Source organism: Pandoraea communis (genome assembly GCF_902459745.1).
Lineage (GTDB): Bacteria > Pseudomonadota > Gammaproteobacteria > Burkholderiales > Burkholderiaceae > Pandoraea > Pandoraea communis.
The window spans coordinates 1,174,392-1,198,713 of sequence record NZ_CABPSJ010000001.1; the positions used below are offsets into that span (position 1 = coordinate 1,174,392).

Genomic DNA, 24,322 nt, shown 5'->3' on the forward strand with positions numbered 1-24,322 from the left:
AATTACCGAATCCAGAGAGTTTGCCGCACGCGGCAAAATTGCGATGCTTTATCCAACCGAGTTCGACGTGATAGTGGTGGGTGGCGGCCATGCCGGCACCGAGGCCGCGCTCGCCTCGGCCCGCATGGGCTGTAAAACACTTCTACTCACCCACAACATCGAGACGCTCGGCCAGATGAGCTGCAATCCCTCCATCGGTGGGATCGGCAAAGGCCATCTTGTCAAAGAGGTCGATGCTCTGGGCGGCGCCATGGCGGCTGCGACCGATGAAGGCGGGATTCAGTTTCGCATTCTGAATTCGTCCAAGGGGCCGGCCGTCCGCGCCACCCGCGCGCAGGCCGATCGCCTTCTCTACAAGCAAGCCATCCGCCACCGGCTGGAAAATCAACCCAATCTCTGGTTGTTCCAACAAGCCGTTGACGATCTTATCGTCGAGGGCGAGCGAGTTGTTGGCGCTATCACTCAGATCGGGTTGCGCTTCCGCGCTCGCGCCGTGGTGCTGACAGCGGGCACCTTCCTCGATGGCAAGATCCACGTTGGATTGAACAACTACGTGGGCGGTCGCGCCGGAGATCCGGCTGCGCTCAGCTTGTCGGCACGCCTCAAAGAGTTGAAGTTGCCGCAAGGCCGGTTGAAGACCGGCACACCACCACGTATCGACGGCCGCTCCATCGACTTCTCCGTTCTTGAAGAGCAGCCCGGCGACCTCGACCCGGTACCCGTATTCTCGTTCCTCGGGCGCCCGGAACAACATCCGCGCCAAGTGCCGTGCTGGGTCACACATACCAACGAGCACACCCACGATATCATCCGCGCCGGACTCGACCGGTCGCCAATGTACACCGGCGTTATCGAAGGGGTGGGTCCGCGCTATTGTCCGTCCATTGAAGACAAGATCCACCGCTTCGCCGACAAGACGTCGCACCAGATCTATCTCGAACCCGAAGGCCTCACCACCAACGAGTTCTATCCGAACGGCATCTCCACCAGCTTGCCCTTCGACGTGCAACTGGAACTCGTCCGCTCAATGAAAGGCATGGAGAATGCCTACATCCTGCGGCCGGGCTATGCCATCGAATACGATTACTTCGATCCGCGTGGACTGCGTAGCTCGCTCGAAACCCGCGTGATCTCCGGTCTGTTCTTTGCAGGCCAGATCAATGGCACGACAGGCTACGAAGAAGCCGCCGCTCAGGGGCTGCTCGCCGGTATCAATGCCGCACTGCAGGTGCAGGGGCGCGATGCCTGGTGTCCGAGGCGCGATCAAGCGTACCTCGGCGTGCTGGTCGATGATCTGATTACACGTGGCGTCTCCGAGCCATATCGAATGTTCACCAGCCGGGCCGAGTATCGCCTATCGCTGCGTGAAGATAATGCCGACATGCGCCTGACGGAAATCGGCCGCGAACTCGGTGTGGTCGATGATATTCGCTGGGAAGCATTCTGCCGAAAACGCGATGCTGTTTCACGTGAAACAGAACGTCTCAAATCCACGTGGGTGAATCCGAAAACCTTCCCGGCCGAAGATTCCGTGCCGTTGCTTGGCAAGGCCATCGATCACGAATACTCGCTGGCCGATCTGCTACGTCGCCCGGAAGTCGGGTACCACGCATTGATGACCGTGCAGGGAGGGCGTCTCGCGCCCGAAGGGCAGTTGTCCGACGATCCACTGCAAGCCAACCTGATTCGCGAACAGATCGAAATCGCGGTCAAGTATCAGGGCTACATCGATCGTCAGGCTGATGAAATCGGACGCAAGGAAGCCAACGAGAATACCGTGCTGCCCGCCAGCATCGATTACAACGATGTTAGGGGCCTGTCGATCGAAGTCCGTCAAAAGCTCAATGCGCAGCGGCCGGAGACACTGGGGCAAGCATCGCGTATCTCCGGTGTGACGCCCGCCGCGATCTCATTGCTGATGATCCACCTCAAGAAGGGACTCGGACGCCGCCGCGTGTCGGAGGACACCACTGCCGATGCCGCTGCCGCCGATAACGGCGACCAGCACGCAGCCTGACGCGGAGACCTCATGACTGATCCGCGCAGGACTGCCGCCAGCGGCGGCAATGAGTTGAGCACGCTATTGGCCGACGGTATCCGGCAACTGGGCCTGTCTATCAGCGACGAACAACAGGCTCGTCTACTCGATTTTCAGGCACTGCTGGCTAAGTGGAACGCCTCGTTGCAGATGACCTCGATCCGCGATCCGCAGCAGATGGTCATCAAGCACCTGCTCGATTCCCTCTCGATACTGCCACGTCTCGATCATGAGCCAATTTCACGCGTGCTTGATGTGGGCTCAGGTGGCGGATTGCCCGGCGTGGTGCTCGCCATGGTTCGTCCCGACTGGCAGGTGACAGTCAACGACATCGTTCTCAAGAAGACGGCGTTCCTCACGCAAGCCCGCGCGACGTTCAAGCTCACCAACCTGACCGTTGTGACCGGCCGGGTCGAGTCGCTCGTCGTCGGTAAAGAAGTGCTCGCACCGTTCGATGCCATCGTCTCGCGCGCTTTCGCAGAACTGTCCGATTTCGTTACGCTGGCTCACAATCTGCTCGCCCCAGGCGGCAGCTTCTGGGCCATGAAAGGGGTGGCCGCCGAGAGCGAGCTTGCGCTGCCGGCCGGCTATGAGCTGGTCGAACGCCTGCCGTTGAACGTACCGTTTCTCGATGCCGAGCGTCACCTGCTCCGTGTGAAGGTGACGGCATGAGTGCCATCACCCGCTGGATAGGGGCCGCCATGGTCGGTTTGTCGGTGGTGGCTGCCGTTGCCTGGGCGCAGTCCGGGCAGGAATCGCTGACGACCCGCGTGCGCCCGGTGCCGAAAATCGACAAGGCGCGATATGTCGGCACCTGGTACGAAATAGCACGCTACCCGAATTTCTTCGAGCGAAAATGTGTGTCGGACGTGACCGCAGATTACGTGACTCGGGCGGACGGCAGGATCGAAGTCACGAACAAGTGCCGTAAAGAAGACGGTACCTGGGTTAGCGACACCGGTTTGGCTCGTACCGACGGGCAAGGCACCGGCACGGCGCGCTTCAAAGTCACCTTCGCGCCCGACTGGCTGCGCTGGATTCCCTGGCTTTGGGCGAACTACTGGGTTATCGTTCTCGACGGCGACTATCAGTTTGCCGCTGTCGGAGAGCCAAGCCGCGAGTACCTCTGGATCCTTTCGCGTACGCCGACGCTCGACGAAAATGCACTGAATCAAGTCCGTGCCCAGTTGCGCAAGCAGGGCTACGACACCGACAAACTGGTATTAACGCCCCAGAAGGCGAGCGTCCCCTGAGCACCGCGCCGGCGCATCTGACGCCGGTCAGTCAGCGCAAAAACTGAGCTTTGCTCAGAAAATCGAATTTGCGGGATGTGCCGGTTCACCGGCGGTACGGCGGGTTCGCCTGACCGGTGCAATCCCGGCATCATCTGCATCAATTGCATCAACACGGCAGCATTCGGAGGACTACATCGGCATGGCGAAAATTTTCTGCGTGGCCAATCAGAAGGGCGGCGTCGGTAAGACGACCACCACGGTGAACCTCGCTGCCGGACTGGCGTCGCACGGGCAGCGGGTCTTGTTGGTCGACCTCGATCCTCAGGGCAATGCGACGATGGGCAGCGGCATCGACAAGGCCGCACTCGAGTCGAGCGTGTACGAAGTGCTGGTCGACGGTGCCGATGTCACGACGAGTTGCCAGCGCTCGGAGTCGGGGAGTTACGACGTGTTGCCCGCCAATCGCGAACTGGCCGGAGCAGACGTGGAACTCGTCTCGCTCGAGAACCGCGACACGCGACTCAAGCAAGCGCTTGCCAAGGTCGACGATGCCTACGATTTCGTCCTCATCGATTGCCCGCCGACGCTCTCGCTGTTGACCCTCAATGGGTTGTGCGCGGCGCATGGCGTCATCATTCCGATGCAGTGCGAATATTTCGCGCTGGAAGGGCTGTCGGATCTCGTCAACACGATCAAGCAGGTGCACGCGAATCTGAACCGCGACCTGAAGGTGATAGGGCTGTTGCGCGTGATGTTCGATCCGCGCATCACGCTGCAGCAACAAGTCTCGGAGCAGCTCAAGGAGCACTTCGGGGACAAGGTTTTCAACGCGATCATTCCGCGCAATGTGCGACTCGCCGAAGCGCCGAGCTACGGCATGCCAGGTGTCGTTTTCGATCCCGCGTCGCGCGGAGCGAAGGCGTATCTCCAATTCGGCGCGGAAATGATCGCGCGCATTCAAACTATGTAAGGCGCAATCGCGCAGGAACGCATTGTCATGGCGACCAAGACCAACGCACTGAAAAAAAAGGGCCTGGGCCGCGGCCTCGAAGCGCTGCTCGGCGCGCACGCCGATAACCATAACGGCGCGGCCGAAGCCGGTGCCGACGGCGCGCCGTCGGTCATGTCGCTCGAGCGTATTCAGGCCGGTAAGTATCAACCGCGCACGCGCATGGATGAAGGGGCATTGCAGGAACTCGCAGCGAGCATTCGCGCGCAGGGCCTCATGCAGCCGATTCTGGTGCGTCGTGTCGATAGTGAGAAGTACGAAATTATTGCGGGCGAACGACGCTTCCGTGCCGCACGCATCGCCGGGCTGGCCGAAGTGCCGGTGCTCGTGCGCGACGTCTCCGATGAAGCCGCCGCCGCAATGGCGCTTATCGAGAACATTCAGCGCGAAGACCTGAATCCGCTCGAAGAGGCGCAAGGCATTCAACGTCTTCTCGGCGAATTCAACTACACGCATGAACAAGCTGCCGAGTCGCTCGGCCGATCGCGCAGTGCCGTGTCGAACCTGTTGCGTCTGCTCAATCTCGCGCAGCCGGTGCAGACCATGCTGCTGGCGGGCGATCTCGACATGGGGCACGCTCGCGCGCTGCTCGCCGTCGACGCCGCCACGCAGATCACGCTCGCCAATCAGGTGGTGAACAAGCGCCTGTCGGTGCGCGATACCGAGCGGATCGTCAACGCGTCGCTGAAACCGCAAGGTGACGGCATTCGCCGTCGCTCAGCAGAGGAGGGCGGTCGCGACGTGACGCGTCTCGAAGACGAGTTGTCGGATCTGCTCGCGTCGAACGTCAAGATCAAGGTCGGGCGGAAAGGGGCCGGACAACTCACGATCGATTTCGGCAGTCTCGATGCGCTCGACGGCATCCTCGCACGCATTCGCGCCGAGTAATTTTGGTCTACTGATTAACTTTTCCGTGAACGAACCCGCCGGTGAACCGGTAGGCAAGGCAAAGCCAACGGTGCCGCGGGCGCCGGACGACTCCCTCGCGGCGGCACCGTCGCGGGGCGCCGTAACGACGCACGCCTTGTACACCTTGCGCATCTTGCGCGCGACGTACGAGCGTGTGCGCAGCGACTGGGTGCTGGTCATTCTGCTCGCCGGATTCGTCATCCTGCAGGTGTTTCGTCCCGCGAGCGTCGGCGAATTGTTCGCGCGTATCGATCGGCAAACGATCCTCACGCTTGCGGGATTGTTGATGCTCACGCGCGCCATCGACCAGAGCGGCTTTCTCGATTGGCTGGCGCAACGACTGCTGCGGGCGTTTCGCACGGAGCGGCGCCTCGCGTTGCTGATGGTGACGTTTGCCGCCGCACTGTCCACGCTGCTTACCAACGACGTCGCCCTCTTTGCCGTCGTGCCGCTCGCGCAGTCGCTCGCCCGGATTGCCCCCGTGAGGATCGAGCGACTCATCATCTTCCTCGCGCTGGCGGTCAACGCCGGTTCGAGTCTCACGCCGTTCGGCAATCCGCAAAACCTCTTTCTGTGGCAACAGAGCGGCATGAGCTTCGGCGCGTACGTTGTCATGATGACGCCGCTCACGCTCGCCCTCATGGCTGTACTGCTGGCGATGTGCGCGGCCGCGTTCGATTCGCGCGCGCTGCATTTTCAACAGCGCGGCCCGAGGCACGACATGCGCTGGACGCTGCTGTGGGTCGCCCTGACGCTGTTCGTCGCGTTCGTCGTACTCGCAGACCACGGGTATGCCGCCTGGGCCTGTGCTGGCGTGGCAGCGGTGCTGCTGGTGGCACGCCGCAATGCGGTGTTCGGCATCGACTGGCTGCTGCTTGCGATTTTCGTGCTGATGTTCGTCGTGCTACGGGGTGTGGCCGGGTTGCCCGAGGTGCGCGCCACTTTGGGGCATGTGGACTTCTCCGGGACGGCAATGGCCTATGCGGGCGCTGCGGTGCTGTCGCAATTCATCAGCAACGTGCCAGCGGCGATTCTGCTCGCCGAATACAGCCACAACTGGCCGGCGCTCGCGCATGGCGTGGCTGTCGGCGGCTTCGGCCTGGCGATCGGTTCGTTGGCCAACCTGATCGCGTTGCGCATGGCGAAATCGGGAAAAGTCTGGTGGCATTTCCATTGGCTTTCCCTCCCGTTCTTTTTTGTCGCACTTTTCCTTGGGTTCATCGCCCTGAAATGGGTATGATCACGCACCAAACCCCGCCAAGGTGCAGCGATTGCGCAGCGTTCGCCAGGAATGCCGCGTCGCACCATGCGTAAAATGGTGCTCCATGAAAGTTGGCGCCAAATCGAAGCATGCACTGCACAATTTCGGCGAATTTGTTGCGCGTTTCGATTGACTGGGGTTCGTAATGTCCCGTAAAATCTCGCGGATTTATCTGCTTGAAGAGCCCATTCGTTTTGCACGAGTCGGGCGGGGAGGCAACGAGATGACCGAAGATAAACGGTCGAACTTGGAACCGAAACCGCAAGCGCCGGCACGCGCAACATCAGAGGATTGGGACGACGAGCAGGAGCAAGAGACAATCGTTCCGCTCACGCGTGCGCAGGCCGAGCGCCTGTTCGGTCCCGATGTGGGACGCGCATCCCGTGTGACTCCATTCAGGGTGGTGGGAGCCCAGGTACTGCTGTCGCTGGTAGCGACATTGGCCTGGTGGTTTCTCTCGGCATCGCCACGAGATGCGGCGGTGTCAGCCTGGCTGGGCGGAATGATCGGTTGGATACCGGGCGCGTTGTTTGCGTTGCGGCTAAGGATGTCAGGTGATCGCCTCTCCGTCGGTTCGCTGGTGATGGGAGAAGCGGTCAAGGTAGTCACGACGATTGCGTTGTTGGTGGCGGTAGCGTTCGGTTATCCAGGAATTCACTGGGTCGCGTTCCTCGTCACCTTCGTACTGACGCTGAAAGCCTATTGGCTGGCGATGGTACTGAAGTAGCGGTGAGAATGCCGCTCACGTGTCGACGCGCTACCGTGTGCGGATTTTCATAATTGGGTGTTTGATCGCTATGTCAGTAGAAGCCGGCCACGCTCCGAACCCGTCGGAGTACATTTCGCACCACCTGCAAAATCTCGCGAGTTCGACGCAGACTAGCATTGTCGATTTTTCGATCATCAACTGGGACACCATGTTCTGGTCGATCGCGATGGGCGTTCTGGGCTGCTTCGTGCTGTGGATGGCCGCCCGCAAAGCCACGTCGGGCGTGCCGGGCCGCTTCCAGGCTGCGGTGGAAATGCTCGTCGAGATGGTGGAAGACCAGTCGAAGAGCATCGTGCACGGCAATCGTGCCTTCATCGCTCCCCTCGCATTGACCGTGTTTGTCTGGGTCGCGCTCATGAACTCGCTGGACTTGCTGCCCGTCGATCTGCCCTCGAAGGTGATCGAATGGGTGGGTCTGGGTTCGATCATCACGCACCATCGCATTGTGCCGACGGCCGATCTGAACGGCACGCTCGGTATTGCCGTCGGCGTGCTCATCCTGATGCTGTTCTACAGCTTCAAGATCAAGGGCGCGGGCGGTTTCATGCACGAGCTGTTCACCGCACCGTTCGGCAACCACTTCCTGCTGTGGATTCCGAACCTGCTGCTCAACCTCATTGAATTCTGTGCCAAGACCGTGTCGCTCGGTATGCGACTGTTCGGCAATATGTACGCCGGCGAACTGGTGTTCCTGCTGATCGCTCTGCTGGGCGGTATCTGGAGCTTTGGCGCAGATGCGTCGGTGCTGGGTTTTGTCGGTCACGTCATTGCCGGCACCGCATGGGCGATTTTCCACATCCTGATCGTGTTGCTCCAGGCGTTCATCATGATGATGCTTACGCTCGTGTATATCGGTCAGGCGCATGACCATCACTGATCGGTCGTTGCGGGTCGTTAAGGGTTTCCCGGTTTTTCAGTTTTTCAAATTCAAAGTTTCAAGTCTCTAACCAAAAGGAGTAATCATGCAAGCTTTCATCGCCAACATCCAGGGTCTGACCGCCATCGGTATCGGCATCATCATCGGTCTGGGTGCTATCGGCGCCTGTCTGGGTATCGCGCTGATGGGCGGTAAGTACATCGAAGCGTGCGCCCGTCAGCCCGAGCTGATGAACCCGCTGCAAACGAAGATGTTCCTGCTGGCCGGCCTGATCGACGCGGCATTCCTGATCGGCGTGGGCGTTGCCATGCTGTTCGCGTTCGCGAACCCGCTGCTGTCGAAGCTCGCTTAAGTTTCTTTCGGCCGGTCGCGCACTGATCCGCGCGGCCAACTGGACATGAACGGCGCGCCCAAGCCAGCAGGCACAATGGGGCGCGCTGTTTTGCCAATCGACTCGCATCACCGAAAGGAAACACCGTGAACATCAACGCAACTCTGTTCGCGCAAACCGTCGTGTTTCTGATCCTGGCATGGTTCACGATGAAGTTCGTGTGGCCGCCGCTGATCAAGGCTATCGACGAACGCGCGAAAAAAATCGCTGACGGTCTGGCTGCTGCCGATAAGGGCAAGGCTGAACTCGATGCCGCCAACAAGCGCTCCACGCAAGCCCTCGCGGAAGCCCGCGACGAAGGCGCGAAGCGTATTGCCGACGCCGAGAAGCGCGCACTGGCTGTGGCCGACGAGATCAAGGCCCAGGCGCAAGCCGAAGCCGCCCGTATCATCGCCAACGCAAAAGCCGAAGCCGAGAACCAGGCCGTCAAGGTCCGTGAATCGCTGCGCGAAGACGTTGCCGGTCTGGCTGTCAAGGGCGCCGAGCAGATCCTGAAGCGTGAAGTTGACGCCAAGGCCCACGCCGACCTGCTGAACCAACTCAAGGCAGAGCTCTGATCATGGCCGAACTCGCAACCATCGCTCGTCCGTATGCCGAGGCGTTGTTCCGCGTGGCGAAGTCCGGCGACCTGAATCGCTGGTCGGAGCTGGTGCGCGAACTGGCGCAAGTGGCAGCGCTGCCCGAAGTGGCCAATCTGGCCGACGATCCGAAAGTCACGCCGGCGCAAGTCGTCGACGTGCTGACCGCAGCCGTGAAATCGACCGACGCCGAAGTGCGCAACTTCGTCGCCGCTGTGGTCGAAAACGGCCGTCTGGCCGCTGTGCCGGAAATCGCCGTGCAGTTCGAAGCGTTGAAGAACGCTGCCGCCGGTTCGGCGGACGCCACGATCGAAAGCGCCTTCCCGCTCGAAGGTGAGCAACTGACCTCGTTGGTCAAGGGCCTCGAGCACAAGTTCGGCTGCAAGCTCAACCCGAGCGTGACGGTGGACCCGTCGCTGATCGGTGGCGTGCGTGTGGTGGTTGGCGACGAGGTGCTGGACACTTCGGTGCGCGCCCGCCTGGCGGCTATGCGGACGTCGCTGACGGCCTGAGCCCGGCGCGATACGCCTGCGACGGCAAGAATTGAATATCAGGAGCACATATGCAACTCAATCCCTCTGAAATCAGCGAACTGATCAAGAGCCGGATTCAAGGTCTCGAGAGCGGCGCCGAAGTCCGTAACGAAGGCACCGTGATTTCGGTGACCGACGGTATCTGCCGTATCCATGGCCTGTCGGACGTGATGCAGGGCGAAATGCTGGAATTCCCGGGCAATACGTTCGGTCTGGCACTGAACCTCGAGCGCGACTCCGTCGGCGCCGTGATTCTGGGCGAATACGAGCACATCTCGGAAGGCGACACCGTCAAGTGCACGGGCCGCATTCTGGAAGTGCCGGTCGGTCCGGAACTGAAGGGCCGCGTCGTTGACGCGCTGGGCGTGCCGATCGACGGCAAGGGCCCGATCAACGCCAAGCAAACCGACGCCATCGAAAAGATCGCCCCGGGCGTGATTTGGCGTAAGTCGGTGTCGCAGCCGCTGCAAACCGGTACGAAGGCTATCGACGCCATGGTGCCGATCGGCCGCGGCCAGCGTGAGCTGATCATTGGTGACCGTCAGACGGGTAAGACTGCTGTGGCCATCGACACGATCATCTCGCAAAAGGGCAAGGGCGTGACCTGCGTCTACGTCGCCATCGGTCAGAAGGCTTCGTCGATCATGAACGTGGTGCGCAAGCTCGAAGAGCACGGCGCGATGGAATACACGATCATCGTGGCCGCCACCGCTTCGGACTCGGCCGCCATGCAGTTCATCGCACCGTACGCCGGCTGCACGATGGGCGAATTCTTCCGCGACCGCGGCGAAGACGCGCTGATCATTTATGACGATTTGACCAAGCAAGCCTGGGCCTACCGTCAGATCTCGCTGCTGCTGCGCCGCCCGCCGGGCCGCGAAGCGTATCCGGGTGACGTGTTCTATCTGCACTCGCGTCTGCTCGAGCGTGCGGCTCGCGTCTCGGAAGAGTACGTCGAGAAGTTCACCAACGGCGCTGTGAAGGGTCAAAGCGGTTCGCTGACGGCACTGCCGATCATTGAAACGCAAGCCGGTGACGTGACTGCCTTCGTTCCGACGAACGTGATCTCGATTACCGACGGCCAGATCTTCCTGGAAACCGACTTGTTCAACGCAGGTATCCGTCCGGCAATCAACGCCGGTATCTCGGTGTCGCGCGTTGGCGGTGCAGCACAGACGAAGGTCATCAAGAAGCTGTCGGGCGGTATTCGTACCGACCTCGCACAGTATCGTGAGCTGGCTGCGTTCGCGCAGTTCGCCTCGGACCTGGACGAAGCCACCCGCAAGCAGCTCGAGCGCGGCCGCCGCGTGACGGAACTGCTCAAGCAGCCGCAGTACCAGCCGCTGCAAGTGTGGGAACTGGCTGTGTCGCTGTTCGCCGCCAACAACGGCTATCTGGATGACCTCGAAATCGCTCAGGTGCTGCCGTTCGAAAAGGGTCTGCGCGAAGTTCTGAAGACCAGCCACGGTGCGCTCATCGGCCGTATCGAAGAGACCAAAGATCTCTCGAAGGACGACGAAGCCGCCCTGCACGCTGCGATCAAGGACTTCAAGAAGACCGGCGCTTACTAATCCGGTTGAATCGGTAACTATTCAACGGACCCGGGAAGGCGCGATGTTCAGGCAACAGCGGACGTCGCGCCGAGACAAGGAGTAAGCAATGGCTGGAATGAAGGAAATTCGCGGCAAGATCAAGAGCGTGCAAAACACGCGCAAGATCACCAAGGCCATGGAAATGGTGGCCGCGTCGAAGATGCGCAAGGCGCAGGAACGCATGCGTCATGCCCGGCCGTACGCTGACAAGGTGCGCCAGATCGCCGCGCACATGGGCCAGGCGAATCCGGAATACCACCACCCGTTCATGGTGAAGCATGTCGACGCGAAAGCTGCCGGCATCATCGTGGTGACGACGGACAAGGGCCTGTGCGGCGGCTTGAACACCAACGTGCTGCGTGCCGTGGTGAACAAGATGAAGGCTATCGAAGCGCAAGGGCTGAAGATCGAAGCCACCGCCATTGGCGGCAAGGGCTTCGGTTTCCTGAACCGTATCGGCGCGAAGGTGGTTTCGCATGTCGTGCAACTGGGCGACACCCCGCATCTGGACAAGCTGATCGGTGCCGTGAAGCTGCAACTCGACGCGTATGCCGAAGGCAAGCTCGACGCCGTGTACCTGGCGTACAACCGCTTCGTCAACACGATGAAGCAGGAAGCTGTGGTCGAACAACTGCTGCCGCTGCCCGAGAAGCTCGAGGGCGCATCGGAAGACGCGAGCGCAGTGCCGGCACGGCATTCGTGGGACTACATCTACGAACCGGATGCGAAGACGGTCGTCGATGCCCTGCTGGTGCGTTACGTCGAAGCTGTCGTGTATCAGGCAGTCGCTGAGAACATGGCGTCGGAACAGTCCGCCCGTATGGTGGCCATGAAGGCCGCATCGGACAACGCGAAGACCGTGATCGGTGAATTGCAGATGGTCTACAACAAGGGCCGTCAAGCAGCGATTACGAAGGAACTGTCCGAAATCGTGGGTGGCGCCGCCGCAGTGTAAGCGGTGGCACGGGCCGATGCGCCGTCAGGCGAAATGAATTTGAGTATCTAAAGGAAAAGCGATGAGTACTGCTTTGATTGAAGGCAAAATCGTACAGTGCATCGGCGCCGTTATCGACGTGGAATTCCCGCGCGAAAGCATGCCGAAGATCTACGATGCGCTCACCATGGAAGGTTCGGAACTGACGCTCGAAGTCCAGCAACAGCTGGGCGACGGCGTGGTGCGTACCATCTGTCTGGGTTCCTCCGAAGGCCTGCGCCGCGGTATGACGGTGCAAAACACCGGTCTGCCGATCACGGTGCCGGTCGGCAAGCCGACGCTGGGTCGCATCATGGACGTGCTTGGCCGTCCGATCGACGAAGCCGGTCCGATCGCACAGGATCACACCCGTTCGATTCACCAGAAGGCCCCGGCATTCGACGAGCTGTCGCCGTCGACGGAACTGCTCGAAACCGGCATCAAGGTTATCGATCTGATCTGCCCGTTCGCCAAGGGCGGCAAGGTGGGTCTGTTCGGTGGCGCCGGTGTGGGCAAGACCGTGAACATGATGGAACTCATCAATAACATCGCCAAGGAACACGGCGGTTATTCGGTGTTTGCCGGCGTGGGCGAGCGTACCCGTGAAGGGAACGACTTCTACCACGAAATGAAGGACTCGAACGTTCTGGACAAGGTCGCGCTGGTGTACGGCCAGATGAACGAGCCGCCGGGCAACCGTCTGCGCGTGGCGCTGACCGGTCTGACGATGGCAGAGCACTTCCGTGACGAAGGTCGCGACGTGCTGTTCTTCGTGGACAACATCTACCGTTTCACGCTGGCCGGTACCGAAGTGTCGGCACTGCTCGGCCGTATGCCGTCGGCCGTGGGCTATCAGCCGACGCTGGCTGAAGAAATGGGTAAGCTGCAAGAGCGTATTACGTCGACCAAGACTGGCTCGATCACGTCGGTGCAAGCCGTGTACGTGCCTGCCGATGACTTGACCGACCCGTCGCCGGCCACCACCTTCGGTCACTTGGACGCCACCGTCGTTCTGTCGCGTGACATCGCCTCGCTGGGTATCTACCCGGCCGTCGATCCGCTCGACTCGACCTCGCGTCAGATCGACCCGAACGTGATTGGCGAAGAGCACTACACGGTGACCCGTCGCGTGCAATCGACGCTGCAGCGTTACAAGGAACTGCGCGACATCATCGCGATTCTGGGGATGGACGAACTGTCGCCGGACGACAAGCTCGCCGTGGCCCGTGCGCGTAAGATCCAGCGTTTCCTGTCGCAGCCGTTCCACGTGGCCGAAGTGTTCACGGGCTCGCCGGGCAAGTACGTTCCGCTCAAGGAAACGATCCGCGGCTTCAAGATGATCGTCGACGGCGAGTGTGACCACCTGCCGGAACAGGCGTTCTACATGGTTGGCACGATCGACGAAGCGGTCGAAAAAGCCAAGAAGATGCAGTAAACGGTTGAGTGCCGGGCGACGGCGGGGTGTCGTAAGAGAGACCCCACCGCACGCCGGCAGGTGACTGTTGCGGGGCGGGGTAGCGAAGCGAGGGCGGCAACGTCCGGACTAGCGCGCCTGCCGCTTCATCACACTCAACGGGAGCGATTATGGCAACCATTCACGTAGACGTCGTCAGCGCGGAAGAGCAGATCTTCTCGGGTAAGGCGCGCTTTGTGGCGCTGCCCGGCGAAGCCGGCGAGCTGGGCATTTTGCCCGGCCACACGCCGCTGATCACGCGTATCAAGCCGGGCGCGGTGCGCATCGAGGACGAGGCAGGTAACGAGGACTTCGTCTTCGTGGCCGGCGGCATTCTCGAAGTGCAACCGGGCACGGTCACCGTGCTCGCCGACACCGCCATTCGCGGCAAGGATCTGGACGAGGCGAAGGCTGCCGAAGCCAAGCGCCGCGCGGAAGAAGCGCTGACGAACAAGGATTCGAACATCGAGTATGCGACTGCCCAGGCCGAACTGGCCGAAGCCATCGCTCAACTCGCTGCGATCCAGAAGTTCCGCAAGATGAAGTAAATCGGCAGGGCGGTTGCGACGGCGTTTTTACCGCCGGCGTAGCCCGCAATGCCCGCCGTCACACAGCGGCGTGCGTTACCACGTACGTTGCCGTATAGCGGCAGGAAGCCCCACGCATGCAAGTGCGCGGGGCTTTTGTTTTGCCTGGTGAATTCGATCGCCGATAGCCGTCGATGCGCAAGGCACGCCGGACTCAGGGCCATCCCCACTCGTTCCGTCACTCGAATTACGTTAACGTAAACGTCAAGTCGGCGTGACGCACTATTGTTATGAAGAGAAGCCCGCCGTCGTTCGATGCAACGACAGGCGAGCCATTCACTCGCAAGCGCCACGCGACAGCATTTCGCCACTTCAGCATTGCTTCAGGAGACACAAGCATGGAAAGCCGGGAAGGTGCGGGCGTTGTACCTCGTAATGGACTGTCGTATGTGAAAGGCGATACCACCGTACCGCTTTCGACGTTGACGGTGTTCGGTTTGCTTGCCGAGACGGCGGCGAAGTTTCCGGAGCGCCAGGCCGTGGTGTTTCGGGAGCAGGGCGTGGACTGGACGTGGCGCGAATTCATCGCACACGTGGATACCTTTGCCACCGGACTGATGTCGTTGGGGCTGAAGAAGGGCGATCGCGTAGGTATCTGGTCGCCGAACCGCGTCGAATGGCTGGTCACGCAGTTTGCGACCGCGCGCGTCGGCCTGATTCTCGTGAACATCAATCCGGCTTATCGGCTCGCCGAACTGGAATACGCGATCAACAAGGTGGGGTGCAAGGCACTTGTGGCTGCGGAGTCTTTCAAGACGTCGCGCTACCTCGACATGCTCAACGTGCTCGCGCCGGAGCTGGCAACGTGCACCCCCGGCCAACTGAAGTCGGAAAAGCTGCCGACGTTGCGAACGGTCATCCGCATGGGCATGGAGACCACGCCCGGCATGATGAATTACGGCGACGTGGTGGCGCTCGGCGCGGACACCGATCTCGTCAAACTGCGCGCGATGTCCGACTCGCTCGATTGTTTCGACGCCATCAATATCCAGTTCACGAGCGGCACGACGGGCAACCCGAAGGGCGCTACGCTCACGCACCACAACATCGTCAACAACGGCCGCTATATCGCCATGGCGATGCGCTTCTCCGAGCACGACAGTCTGTGCATTCCCGTGCCGTTCTATCACTGCTTCGGCATGGTGCTGGCGGTACTTGCCTGCGTGTCGACGGGTGCGACGATGGTGTTCCCGGGCGAGGCGTTCGACCCGAAGGCCACGATGGCTGCCGTGTCGGAAGAGCGCTGTACGGCGCTTCACGGCGTGCCGACGATGTTCATCGCGCAACTCGATCACCCGGCGTTCGGCTACTACCACTTCGATTCTCTGCGTACGGGGATCATGGCGGGCTCGCCGTGCCCCATCGAAACGATGAAACGCGTCATCAACGAAATGCACATGAGCGAAGTGACGATCGCTTACGGCATGACGGAGACGAGCCCGGTGTCGTTCCAGACCACGACGACCGACCCGCTGCAAAAACGCGTGACAACCGTGGGGCGCGTGCAGCCGCACCTCGAAGTGAAGCTCGTGGATGCCGCCGGAGAGATCGTGCCGGTGGGTGAGAAAGGCGAACTTTGCACGAAGGGCTACTCGGTGATGCTGGGCTATTGGGACGACGAGCCTCGCACGCGCGAAGCGATCCGCGATGGCTGGATGCACACGGGCGATCTCGCCACGCTCGACGAAGACGGCTACTGCAATATTGTCGGCCGGGTAAAGGACATGCTCATTCGTGGCGGAGAGAACATCTACCCCCGCGAGATCGAGGAATTCCTGTTCCGTCACCCCAAGGTGCAGGCTGTGCAGGTGTTCGGTGTGCCGGACGCGAAGTACGGCGAGGAAGTCTGTGCGTGGATCATTCTCAAGCCGGGTCAAAGTGCGACGGAAGACGATATCCGCGCCTTCTGCAAGGACCAGATCGCGCACTACAAGATTCCGCGCTACATCCGCTTCGTCGACGAGATGCCGATGACGGTCACGGGCAAGGTGCAGAAATTCATCATGCGCGAACAGATGGTCGAAACACTCGGGTTGTCCGAAGCGAAGACGGCTTGAGCGAGGCAGGGCGCAGGACCAGGCTCGTCCGGGGGAGAGGGTGAGCCCCTGCTTATTTTTTGAGCGGGACCGGGATCAATGCCGTATGATTCGGGGTTACCCTTGGTCTGCGCCATGCCTGCCCACACATTTCGCACCGTTTTCGTTCTTGGCATTCTGTCGGCCATCGGCTCGCTGTCGATCGACATGTATTTGCCTGCGTTGCCGAGCATCGCTCGCGAACTGAACACCACAGATGCGGCTGCGCAATTCTCGCTGGCATCGTTCTTCATCGGCCTGGGGCTTGGTCAGTTGCTGCATGGGCCGCTCGCCGACCGCTACGGCCGCAAGCGTCCACTGTATGCCGGTCTCGCGCTCTACACGCTGGCATCGGCCGGCTGCGCGCTGGCGAGCAATATCGAGACGCTGATCGTCTGCCGTTTCATTCAGGCGGTGGGCGGCTGCGCGTGCTTCGTGATCGCACGCGCCATGGCACGCGATCTGTTCGACACGAGCACGGTGGCGCGCGTGCTGTCGCGCATGACGCTCATCATGGGGGCCGCACCGATCCTCGCGCCGCTCATCGGCGGGCAGGTGCTGATGTTTGTCGGCTGGCGCTGGATCTTCTGGGGGCTGACGGCGTTCGGCGCGATGTGCTTCGCGATGTCCGTCTACTGGCTGCCGGAGACGCGCGCGGCGGCAAAGCAGGCCCGCAACTGGCTCATGACCGCCTGGCACAACTACGGCGCGCTTGTGCGTGACCGCGAGTTCATGGGCAATGCACTGGCGGGCGGCGTCGCGCAAGCCGGCATGTTTGCCTACATCACGGGCTCACCCTTCGTGTTCATCAATCTGTACGGTGTCGACCCGGCGAATTACGGTTGGCTGTTCGGACTGAACGCCTGCGGCATCATCGCCGGCTCGCAGATCAACGCGCATTTGCTGCGCAAACGCCGTCCGGCCGACGTGTTGCGTCGTACCAACAATCTCGTTGCGATTCTCGGATTATTGATGCTTGCCGTGGCGGCGTTGCAACTGGGCGGACTGATCGGATTGATGGTGCTGCTCTTCGCTTATGTCACGAGTCTGGGCTTCTCTCAGCCGAACGCGGTGGCCGAAGCCTTGAACCGGCAGCATCAACGCGCGGGCGCCGCATCGGCCCTCCTGGGAGCATTGCAGTTCCTCGCTGCGGCGAGCGCGGGCGCGGCCGTCGGGCTGATGCACGCCCGCTCGGCGGTGCCGATGGCGGCCGTCATCGCCTTGTGTGGTGTCCTGTCGTGGTGTTTCCACACGGTGCTCATTCGCAGAGCGAAGGCGACACCCCCGGCCACCGGAACGGTGTGAGGCGTTTCGACACCGCATCGATGCACCGAAGCCGGAACCTGCGACGTTGCCGGGCGTCTGAAATTCGCAACATGCGGAAAGGCACGGTAAGCCGGCAAATGGGCGTGATCGGCAATTTCTCGGGAACCGACTGCCGAGCTTTCTTTCCAACACTGAAATCCGGCGCGCGACCGTGCATCTGTAACAGTTTGTAATTGCTCTGTTCCCGTGTCCGCACGATTGGCAAAGTACGATCCAACGCCTCCTTGCAAAGTCCTCCCCCAGTTTTTTTGCAAGGATCGCTAAAGTTCGGTGAAACCTCGCCGAAATACAGTCAAGTAGTAAAGCGCAGCTTCGTGACACTTTCATGAAACTGCCGTCCGTTAGGCACCGATCACTCTCCCCGAGTGCATCGTTGGGGCCGCTTGCGCCCCCGATGTAGGAAAAATTCCTACAAAAAACTTCCGCTTTTCTCATCACTCCACGTAGTTTTTCTCCGATTTCTTTATCGTTCGCCCTTCTCCACAATGCGGGGGAATAGACAGTAGTACCGCAAGATTCATCCATTGCGCCGGGGGGCCGCATGCGAAACAGCGAAACACTGAACGAGATTCGTGAGTTGAATCTTTCCTACCTTGTCCTGGCTCAGCGCCTGATCCGTGAGGATCGCGCCGCGGCGATGTTTCGCCTGGGTATCAGCGACCAGCTTGCCGACGTGCTCGGCAGTCTCACGCTGGCTCAACTCGTCAAGTTTGCGGGGTCGAACCAGCTTCTGTGCCGATTTCGATTCGACGACCACGTGATTCTTTCCACCCTTACACACGGTGCGAAAGATGTAGGTATGCAGCAGTCACACGCATCGATTCTGCTGGCGGGGCAACCCGTAGAGCAGATCGGCTGAGCGTACAACAACGCGACGCTCGCTGCGCCGTCCCGAGGGGGCGGCGTTTCGCGTGACTTGCCAGGAAGCCTGTAAATGCGTACCAAAAGCGTCGTTCTCGAGGCCCGTGAGATTCAACTGGCCATCGAACTGATCGAACTCGGCGCCCGCCTCCAGTTGCTGGAAGCGGAAACGAGCCTGAGCCGCGACCGTCTCATCAAGCTCTACAAGGAGCTTAAAGGGGCCTCGCCACCCAAGGGCATGCTGCCGTTCTCGACCGACTGGTTCGTGACGTGGCTGCCGAACATCCACTCGTCGCTTTTCCACAACATCTACCGTCATCTGGTTCAGCACGGCGGATGTCAGGGCATCGAAGCCATCGTCAAGGCGTACCGCCTGTACCTCGAGCATGTGGAATTGCATGGCTGGGAAGCCGTGCTCGGGTTTACACGTGCGTGGACGCTCGTTCGCTTCTTCGACAGCAAGATGTTGCAGATGACGCCGTGCACGCGCTGCGGCGGTCATTTCGTCACGCACGCGCACGAACCGCATGGCCAGTACGTTTGCGGGCTGTGCCAACCGCCGTCGCGTGCCGGTAAGACCCGGAAAGCGAAACACGCGCATGCCGCCGATCTGGCGCCGGCCGTGGCGTCGCCCGCACCTGGCACGGATATTTCTCCGCTCGCCGCCTGATCAAGCCCACTTCACGAGGTCACACCCCCTACAGTTTCCCTGCGTGTCTGCCGTTAAGCCCTCTGAACAGGAAGGACATTTTTCCGTAGACGTATTTTTGCGAGAGGTATCCGGCAGTGCTTGTCGTCATTGGTTACATCATCGTTCTGGCATCGGTCTTTGGCGGCTTCGTCATTGGCGGGGGCCACTTGGGCGCGCTGTTTCAGCCGACCGAGCTGCTGATTATCGGTGGCGCGGGCGTCGGCTCGTTTGTGGTGGGCAACAACAGCAAGGCGATCAAGGCGACGATGAAAGCGCTGCCGATGCTGTTCAAGGGCTCGAAATACACCAAAGATCTGTACATGGAGCTGATGGCGCTTCTGTACGTGCTGCTCGCGAAGGCGCGCAAGGACGGCATGCTCGCCATCGAAGGGGACGTGGAAGACCCGGCAGCGAGCCCGGTGTTCTCGCAGTACCCGCGCATTCTCGGCGAGCCGCGCATCATGGAATTCCTCACCGACTATCTGCGCCTGATGGTCAGCGGCAACATGAACGCGTTCGAGATCGAGAACCTGATGGATCACGAAATCGAAACGTACCGTCATGAGGGCGAAGTCCCGGCGCACTGTCTGCAAAAGACGGGCGACGCCATGCCGGCCTTCGGTATCGTGGCTGCGGTGATGGGGGTGGTGCACACGATGGCGTCGGCCGACCAGCCGCCTGCCGTGCTGGGTGCGCTGATCGCCCAGGCGCTCGTGGGTACGTTCCTCGGCATTTTGCTGGCCTACGGCTTCATTTCGCCGCTGGCGCAACTCATCGAGCACCGCATCAACGAGTCGGTCAAGCTCTACGAGTGCATCAAGGTCACGCTGCTGGCCAGCCTGAACGGTTACGCGCCGGCGCTCTCGGTCGAATTCGGCCGCAAGGTGCTCTATTCCACAGTACGTCCGTCGTTCGCCGAGCTTGAAGAGCACGTGCGGCAGGTCAAATCACGTTGACGGGCGGCAGCAATGAGCGAGAAAGAAGAGCGGCCCATCATCATCAAACGCCGCAAAGCCGGCGGGCACGGCCATCATGGCGGCGCGTGGAAGATTGCCTACGCCGACTTCATGACGGCCATGATGGCGTTCTTCCTGCTGATGTGGCTGCTCAGCTCCGTGACCAGCAAGGAGTTGACGGGCATCGCCGAGTATTTCCGCACGCCGCTCAAAGTCGCGCTCACCGGCGGGCGTAACGCGGCGGACAACAACGGCGTAATTCCCGGTGGTGGCGCTGATACGACGCGCACCGACGGTCAGAAGTCGCGCGGCGATCAGGCCAAGTCGCGTCAGGCGACGACCACCGAGCTGGCCGAGCGTGCCGATGCGCAGCGTTTGCGCGAACTCAAGGCACGCCTCGAGAAGGCCATCGAAAATAACCCGACGCTCAAACAGTTCCGCAAACAGTTGCTCATCGATGTGACGACCGAAGGTCTGCGCATCCAGATCGTCGACGACCAGAACCGGCCGATGTTCGCCAACGCGAGCGCGCAGGTGCAGCCGTACATGCGCGACATCCTGCGCGAGATCGGCAAGTCGCTCAACGACGTGCCCAATCGCATCAGCCTCTCGGGGCATACCGACGCCACCGCCTATGCGCAGGGCGACAAGAGCTACAGCAACTGGGAGCTATCCGCCGATCGCGCAAACGCCTCGCGTCGCGAGCTGATTGCGGGCGGTCTCGACAGTGAGAAGGTGTTGCGCGTGGTGGGCCTGGCGTCGACGGTGCCGCTCGATCATGACGACGCGTACAACCCGATCAATCGCCGTATCAGCATCATCGTGCTCAACCGCCGCGCAGAGCAGTCGTTCAAGCACGAGGGCGACCAGCCGACCATCGATGCCGTGAACGCGCGCGGCGCAGGAAGCGAGGCGGTGAACGCCGTCATCAACGGTACCTTGCCTGCCGTGCCCACGCCGCCGGCGCCGCCTGCGGCGCCTGGCACCGCAGCGCGATAACCGACAAGAGGAGACGCATGCACGCCCTTCGTAACACGATTCTCGCCGTCGACGATTCCGCGTCGATGCGTCAGATTCTGGCGGCAACGCTCGACGAAGCCGGCTACGCCGTGACGACCGCCCGCGACGGGCAGGAAGCCCTGGCGCTGGCGTCGAACACGACCTTCGATCTGGTGCTGACCGACCAGCACATGCCCGGCATGGATGGCCTGTCGCTCATTCGCGCACTGCGCGAACTCGACGCGTTTGCCCAGACACCCATTCTGGTGCTGACGACAGAAGTCGATGGTGCATACAAGACGGCAGCCCGCGAAGCGGGCGCCAGCGGCTGGCTGATCAAGCCGGTCGACCCCGAGGCATTGGTCGACGTAGTGGGCTCGCTCGTCGGCGAAGGCGCATGACGATGACGTTGATGGCACAACTAAGTTAGGACGAGGAAATCGGTGGATATCACCCAGTTCTACCAGACCTTTTTCGATGAAGCGGAAGAGTTGCTCGCAGAGATGGAGCACCTCCTGCTCGCGCTCGATATCAATGCGCCGGACAACGAGCAGCTCAACGCGATTTTCCGTGCGGCACATTCGATCAAGGGCGGCGCCGCTACGTTCGGCTTCACCGCGCTCACCGAGACCACTCACCTGCTGGAAAATCTGCTGGACCGCGCGCGTCGCGGCGAATTGCAGTTGCGCACCGAGATGGTCGATACCTTCCTGGAAACCAAAGACGTGTTGCATCAACAGTTGAATGCCTACCGCGCCTCCAGTGAACCCGATGCCGAGGCGATGACGCGCATTTGCGCAATTCTCCAGCAACTCGCCGCCGAAGAAGGCGGGGCCCCGGCCACCGCCGCACCGGTTTCGCCCGCAGCGGCGGCGCCGGCGAGCGCGCCCGCAGCGCCGGCCGCGCCCGCAGCATCCGGAGATGCCGGCGTAGCGGCAACCGACGCGAGCGGCGCACCCACGAGCGCGGTGCCGCCAGGCCAGACGCGTCTGAAAGTCACGCTCACCGGCGTGGGCGAAAAGGATCAGGCGTTGCTCGCGGAAGAACTGGGCAACCTCGGTCAGGTGGCCGGGCGTCAGTCGACCGGCGACGTGTTGCACCTGTGGCTCGACACCACTTGCGGAGCGGACGACATTCTCGCCGTGTGCTGCTTCGTGATCGAGCCGTCGCAGATCGACGTGCAGGATGCCTCTGCCGTCGCGGCCGCACCCGACGCACCGGCGCAAGCCCCTGTGGCGGCGCCGGTCCAGACGGCCGAGATTTTTGCGCAGGCACCGGCTGCCTCGGCGCCGATCGAAGTGCCTGCTGCGCCGGCACCCGCTGCGGCGCCTGCGGCCGAGCAAATCGTCGTGCCCGCTGCCCCGGTGGCCCAGGCGGGCTCGGGTGGCAACGGCGCCCATCACCCGCCGGAAAAGCGCGCGGCTGCCGCGCCGGCCGGTGCGGCTGCCGGACACGAGAACAGCTCGATTCGCGTGGGTGTCGAAAAGGTCGACCAGCTCATCAATCTCGTGGGTGAACTCGTGATTACGCAGGCGATGCTCGCGCAAACGGCGAGCAGCCTCGACCCGATGCTTCACGACCGTCTGTTCAACGGCATGGGCCAGCTCGAGCGCAACGCGCGCGACCTGCAAGAGGCCGTGATGTCCATCCGCATGATGCCGATGGATTACGTGTTCTCGCGTTTCCCGCGTCTCGTGCGCGATCTCGCCGGCAAGCTGGGCAAGCAAATCGAACTCGTCACGTTCGGTCAGGCGACCGAACTCGACAAGAGCCTGATCGAGCGCATCATCGATCCGCTCACGCACCTTGTGCGCAACAGTCTGGATCACGGTATCGAAACGTCGGAGGCGCGTCTGGCCTCGGGCAAGGACCCGGTCGGCCAACTGGTGCTGTCTGCCGCGCATCAGGGTGGCAACATCGTGATCGAAGTGAGCGACGACGGCGCGGGCCTGCGCCGTGAAAAGATTCTCGCCAAGGCACAGCAGCAGGGCATGAATGTGTCCGACTCGATGACGGACGAGGAAGTCTGGCAACTGATCTTCGCGCCAGGCTTCTCCACGGCTGAAGCGGTGACCGACGTGTCGGGCCGAGGCGTGGGCATGGACGTCGTCAAGCGAAACATCCAGCAGATGGGCGGCCACGTGGAGATTCTGTCCTCGCGCGGCAAGGGCACCACGATCCGCATCGTGTTGCCGCTCACGCTCGCGATTCTCGACGGCATGTCCGTCAAGGTCGGCCCCGAGATATTCATCCTGCCGCTGAACTTCGTGATGGAGTCGTTGCAACCGCGTCGCGACGACATTCGCGCCGTGACCGGCGAAGGTCAGGTCGTGCTGGTGCGCGGCGAGTACCTGCCGCTTGTCGAGCTGTACCGCGCGTTCGACGTGCCGGAAGCGCGCCTCGACCCCACGCAGGGCATCATCGTGATCCTTCAGGCCGAAGGCCGCCGCTTCGCGTTGCTGGTGGACGAACTGGTCGGTCAACAGCAGGTCGTGGTGAAGAACCTCGAAACCAATTACCGCCGTATTCACGGTATTTCCGCCGCCACCATCATGGGTGACGGCAGTGTGGCTTTGATCGTCGACGTGGCGGCGCTTCAGCGCGGCCAGCGCTCGGCAGTAGCCACCATCTTCAACTGAAGTCGGAGACGCGTTAGATGGACAACCTTTCGCAAGAGCATGCCGTGTCGCGCCAGGGCGGCGCCATGCAGACCGATGGCGACGGTCAGGAATTTCTGGTCTTCACACTCGGTGAAGAGGAATACGGCATCGACATTCTGAAGGTGCAGGAGATTCGCGGTTACGACGCGGTCACGCGCATCGCCAATGCGCCGGACTTCATCAAGGGCGTGATCAATCTGCGCGGCATCATCGTGCCGATCGTGGACATGCGCATCAAGTTCCGTCTGGGCCGCGTCGAGTACGACACGCAGACGGTCGTGATCATTCTGAACGTGGCGGGCCGCGTGGTCGGCATGGTGGTCGACGGCGTGTCGGACGTGCTCACGCTCGCACGCGGCGAAATCAAGCCGGCGCCCGAGTTCGGCGCGCAACTGGCGACCGAGTACATCACGGGTCTGGGCACGGTCGAAGGCCGCATGCTGATCCTGATGGACATCGAGAAGTTGATGACCAGCGACGATATGGCGCTCATCGAGCGGCTGGCGAGCTAAGCACCGGTAGCAGGCGCGCAAAGCAAGACACATAGCA

The 24,322-nt window shown here is 61.5% G+C and carries 24 protein-coding genes; all 24 read left to right on the forward strand.

Features of this window, described 5'->3' with window-relative positions; all coding sequences use genetic code 11:
* The first annotated feature begins 43 nt into the window (after positions 1 to 43).
* Positions 44 to 2,017: a tRNA uridine-5-carboxymethylaminomethyl(34) synthesis enzyme MnmG gene (mnmG, locus tag PCO31110_RS05300; RefSeq protein WP_010807770.1), complete on the forward strand. Its 1,974-nt coding sequence runs from the start codon at positions 44 to 46 to the stop codon at positions 2,015 to 2,017.
* A 12-nt stretch (positions 2,018 to 2,029) separates the two neighbouring features.
* Positions 2,030 to 2,710: a 16S rRNA (guanine(527)-N(7))-methyltransferase RsmG gene (gene rsmG / locus PCO31110_RS05305; RefSeq protein WP_150689792.1), complete on the forward strand. Its 681-nt coding sequence runs from the start codon at positions 2,030 to 2,032 to the stop codon at positions 2,708 to 2,710.
* Positions 2,707 to 3,291 (forward strand): lipocalin family protein, encoded by a 585-nt coding sequence (locus PCO31110_RS05310; protein ID WP_150689793.1) that lies wholly within the window; start codon positions 2,707 to 2,709, stop codon positions 3,289 to 3,291. Before rsmG ends, PCO31110_RS05310 begins: the two co-directional genes overlap by 4 nt.
* 181 nt (positions 3,292 to 3,472) lie before the next feature.
* Entirely contained in the window at positions 3,473 to 4,243 is a 771-nt protein-coding gene (locus PCO31110_RS05315; RefSeq protein WP_010807767.1) for a ParA family protein, read from the forward strand.
* Positions 4,244 to 4,270: 27 nt separating this feature from the next.
* Positions 4,271 to 5,170, forward strand: a complete 900-nt coding sequence (locus tag PCO31110_RS05320; protein ID WP_010807766.1) for a ParB/RepB/Spo0J family partition protein — start codon at positions 4,271 to 4,273, stop codon at positions 5,168 to 5,170.
* Positions 5,171 to 5,315: 145 nt separating this feature from the next.
* A complete protein-coding gene (locus PCO31110_RS05325; RefSeq protein WP_150689935.1) occupies positions 5,316 to 6,431 on the forward strand; it encodes an SLC13 family permease in 1,116 nt (371 codons plus the stop codon).
* Between the two features lie 244 nt (positions 6,432 to 6,675).
* On the forward strand, positions 6,676 to 7,179 hold the full coding sequence (locus PCO31110_RS05330; protein ID WP_010807764.1) for an ATP synthase subunit I: 504 nt from the start codon (positions 6,676 to 6,678) through the stop codon (positions 7,177 to 7,179).
* Positions 7,180 to 7,249: 70 nt separating this feature from the next.
* The gene (gene atpB, locus PCO31110_RS05335; protein ID WP_010807763.1) at positions 7,250 to 8,098 is read left to right on the forward strand and encodes a F0F1 ATP synthase subunit A; all 849 of its coding nucleotides are present in this window, start codon (positions 7,250 to 7,252) and stop codon (positions 8,096 to 8,098) included.
* Positions 8,099 to 8,183: 85 nt separating this feature from the next.
* Positions 8,184 to 8,450, forward strand: a complete 267-nt coding sequence (atpE, locus tag PCO31110_RS05340) for a F0F1 ATP synthase subunit C (RefSeq protein WP_010807762.1) — start codon at positions 8,184 to 8,186, stop codon at positions 8,448 to 8,450.
* Positions 8,451 to 8,575: 125 nt separating this feature from the next.
* Positions 8,576 to 9,046, forward strand: a complete 471-nt coding sequence (locus tag PCO31110_RS05345) for a F0F1 ATP synthase subunit B (RefSeq protein ID WP_010807761.1) — start codon at positions 8,576 to 8,578, stop codon at positions 9,044 to 9,046.
* A 2-nt stretch (positions 9,047 to 9,048) separates the two neighbouring features.
* Positions 9,049 to 9,579, forward strand: a complete 531-nt coding sequence (locus PCO31110_RS05350) for a F0F1 ATP synthase subunit delta (protein ID WP_010807760.1) — start codon at positions 9,049 to 9,051, stop codon at positions 9,577 to 9,579.
* 50 nt (positions 9,580 to 9,629) lie between these two features.
* On the forward strand, positions 9,630 to 11,171 hold the full coding sequence (atpA, locus tag PCO31110_RS05355; RefSeq protein WP_010807759.1) for a F0F1 ATP synthase subunit alpha: 1,542 nt from the start codon (positions 9,630 to 9,632) through the stop codon (positions 11,169 to 11,171).
* An 88-nt stretch (positions 11,172 to 11,259) separates the two neighbouring features.
* Positions 11,260 to 12,147, forward strand: coding sequence for a F0F1 ATP synthase subunit gamma (gene atpG / locus PCO31110_RS05360; RefSeq protein WP_150689794.1), 888 nt, complete (start codon positions 11,260 to 11,262; stop codon positions 12,145 to 12,147).
* Positions 12,148 to 12,208: 61 nt separating this feature from the next.
* Positions 12,209 to 13,600, forward strand: a complete 1,392-nt coding sequence (gene atpD, locus PCO31110_RS05365; protein WP_150689795.1) for a F0F1 ATP synthase subunit beta — start codon at positions 12,209 to 12,211, stop codon at positions 13,598 to 13,600.
* A gap of 149 nt (positions 13,601 to 13,749) precedes the next feature.
* Positions 13,750 to 14,166: a F0F1 ATP synthase subunit epsilon gene (locus tag PCO31110_RS05370; protein WP_010807756.1), complete on the forward strand. Its 417-nt coding sequence runs from the start codon at positions 13,750 to 13,752 to the stop codon at positions 14,164 to 14,166.
* Positions 14,167 to 14,543: 377 nt separating this feature from the next.
* Positions 14,544 to 16,262, forward strand: coding sequence for an AMP-binding protein (locus PCO31110_RS05375; protein WP_010807755.1), 1,719 nt, complete (start codon positions 14,544 to 14,546; stop codon positions 16,260 to 16,262).
* A gap of 114 nt (positions 16,263 to 16,376) precedes the next feature.
* Positions 16,377 to 17,585, forward strand: coding sequence for a Bcr/CflA family multidrug efflux MFS transporter (locus tag PCO31110_RS05380; RefSeq protein ID WP_150689796.1), 1,209 nt, complete (start codon positions 16,377 to 16,379; stop codon positions 17,583 to 17,585).
* Between the two features lie 562 nt (positions 17,586 to 18,147).
* Positions 18,148 to 18,465, forward strand: coding sequence for a flagellar transcriptional regulator FlhD (flhD, locus tag PCO31110_RS05385; RefSeq protein WP_010807753.1), 318 nt, complete (start codon positions 18,148 to 18,150; stop codon positions 18,463 to 18,465).
* A gap of 75 nt (positions 18,466 to 18,540) precedes the next feature.
* A complete protein-coding gene (gene flhC, locus PCO31110_RS05390) occupies positions 18,541 to 19,137 on the forward strand; it encodes a flagellar transcriptional regulator FlhC (RefSeq protein ID WP_010807752.1) in 597 nt (198 codons plus the stop codon).
* Positions 19,138 to 19,253: 116 nt separating this feature from the next.
* Positions 19,254 to 20,114, forward strand: a complete 861-nt coding sequence (gene motA / locus PCO31110_RS05395; RefSeq protein WP_010807751.1) for a flagellar motor stator protein MotA — start codon at positions 19,254 to 19,256, stop codon at positions 20,112 to 20,114.
* Between the two features lie 12 nt (positions 20,115 to 20,126).
* Positions 20,127 to 21,113: a flagellar motor protein MotB gene (motB, locus tag PCO31110_RS05400; protein WP_150689797.1), complete on the forward strand. Its 987-nt coding sequence runs from the start codon at positions 20,127 to 20,129 to the stop codon at positions 21,111 to 21,113.
* A 17-nt stretch (positions 21,114 to 21,130) separates the two neighbouring features.
* Positions 21,131 to 21,514, forward strand: coding sequence for a response regulator (locus PCO31110_RS05405; protein ID WP_010807749.1), 384 nt, complete (start codon positions 21,131 to 21,133; stop codon positions 21,512 to 21,514).
* 42 nt (positions 21,515 to 21,556) lie between these two features.
* Positions 21,557 to 23,752 (forward strand): chemotaxis protein CheA, encoded by a 2,196-nt coding sequence (gene cheA / locus PCO31110_RS05410; RefSeq protein WP_150689798.1) that lies wholly within the window; start codon positions 21,557 to 21,559, stop codon positions 23,750 to 23,752.
* A gap of 17 nt (positions 23,753 to 23,769) precedes the next feature.
* A complete protein-coding gene (locus PCO31110_RS05415; protein WP_010807747.1) occupies positions 23,770 to 24,285 on the forward strand; it encodes a chemotaxis protein CheW in 516 nt (171 codons plus the stop codon).
* Positions 24,286 to 24,322: the final 37 nt, after the last annotated feature.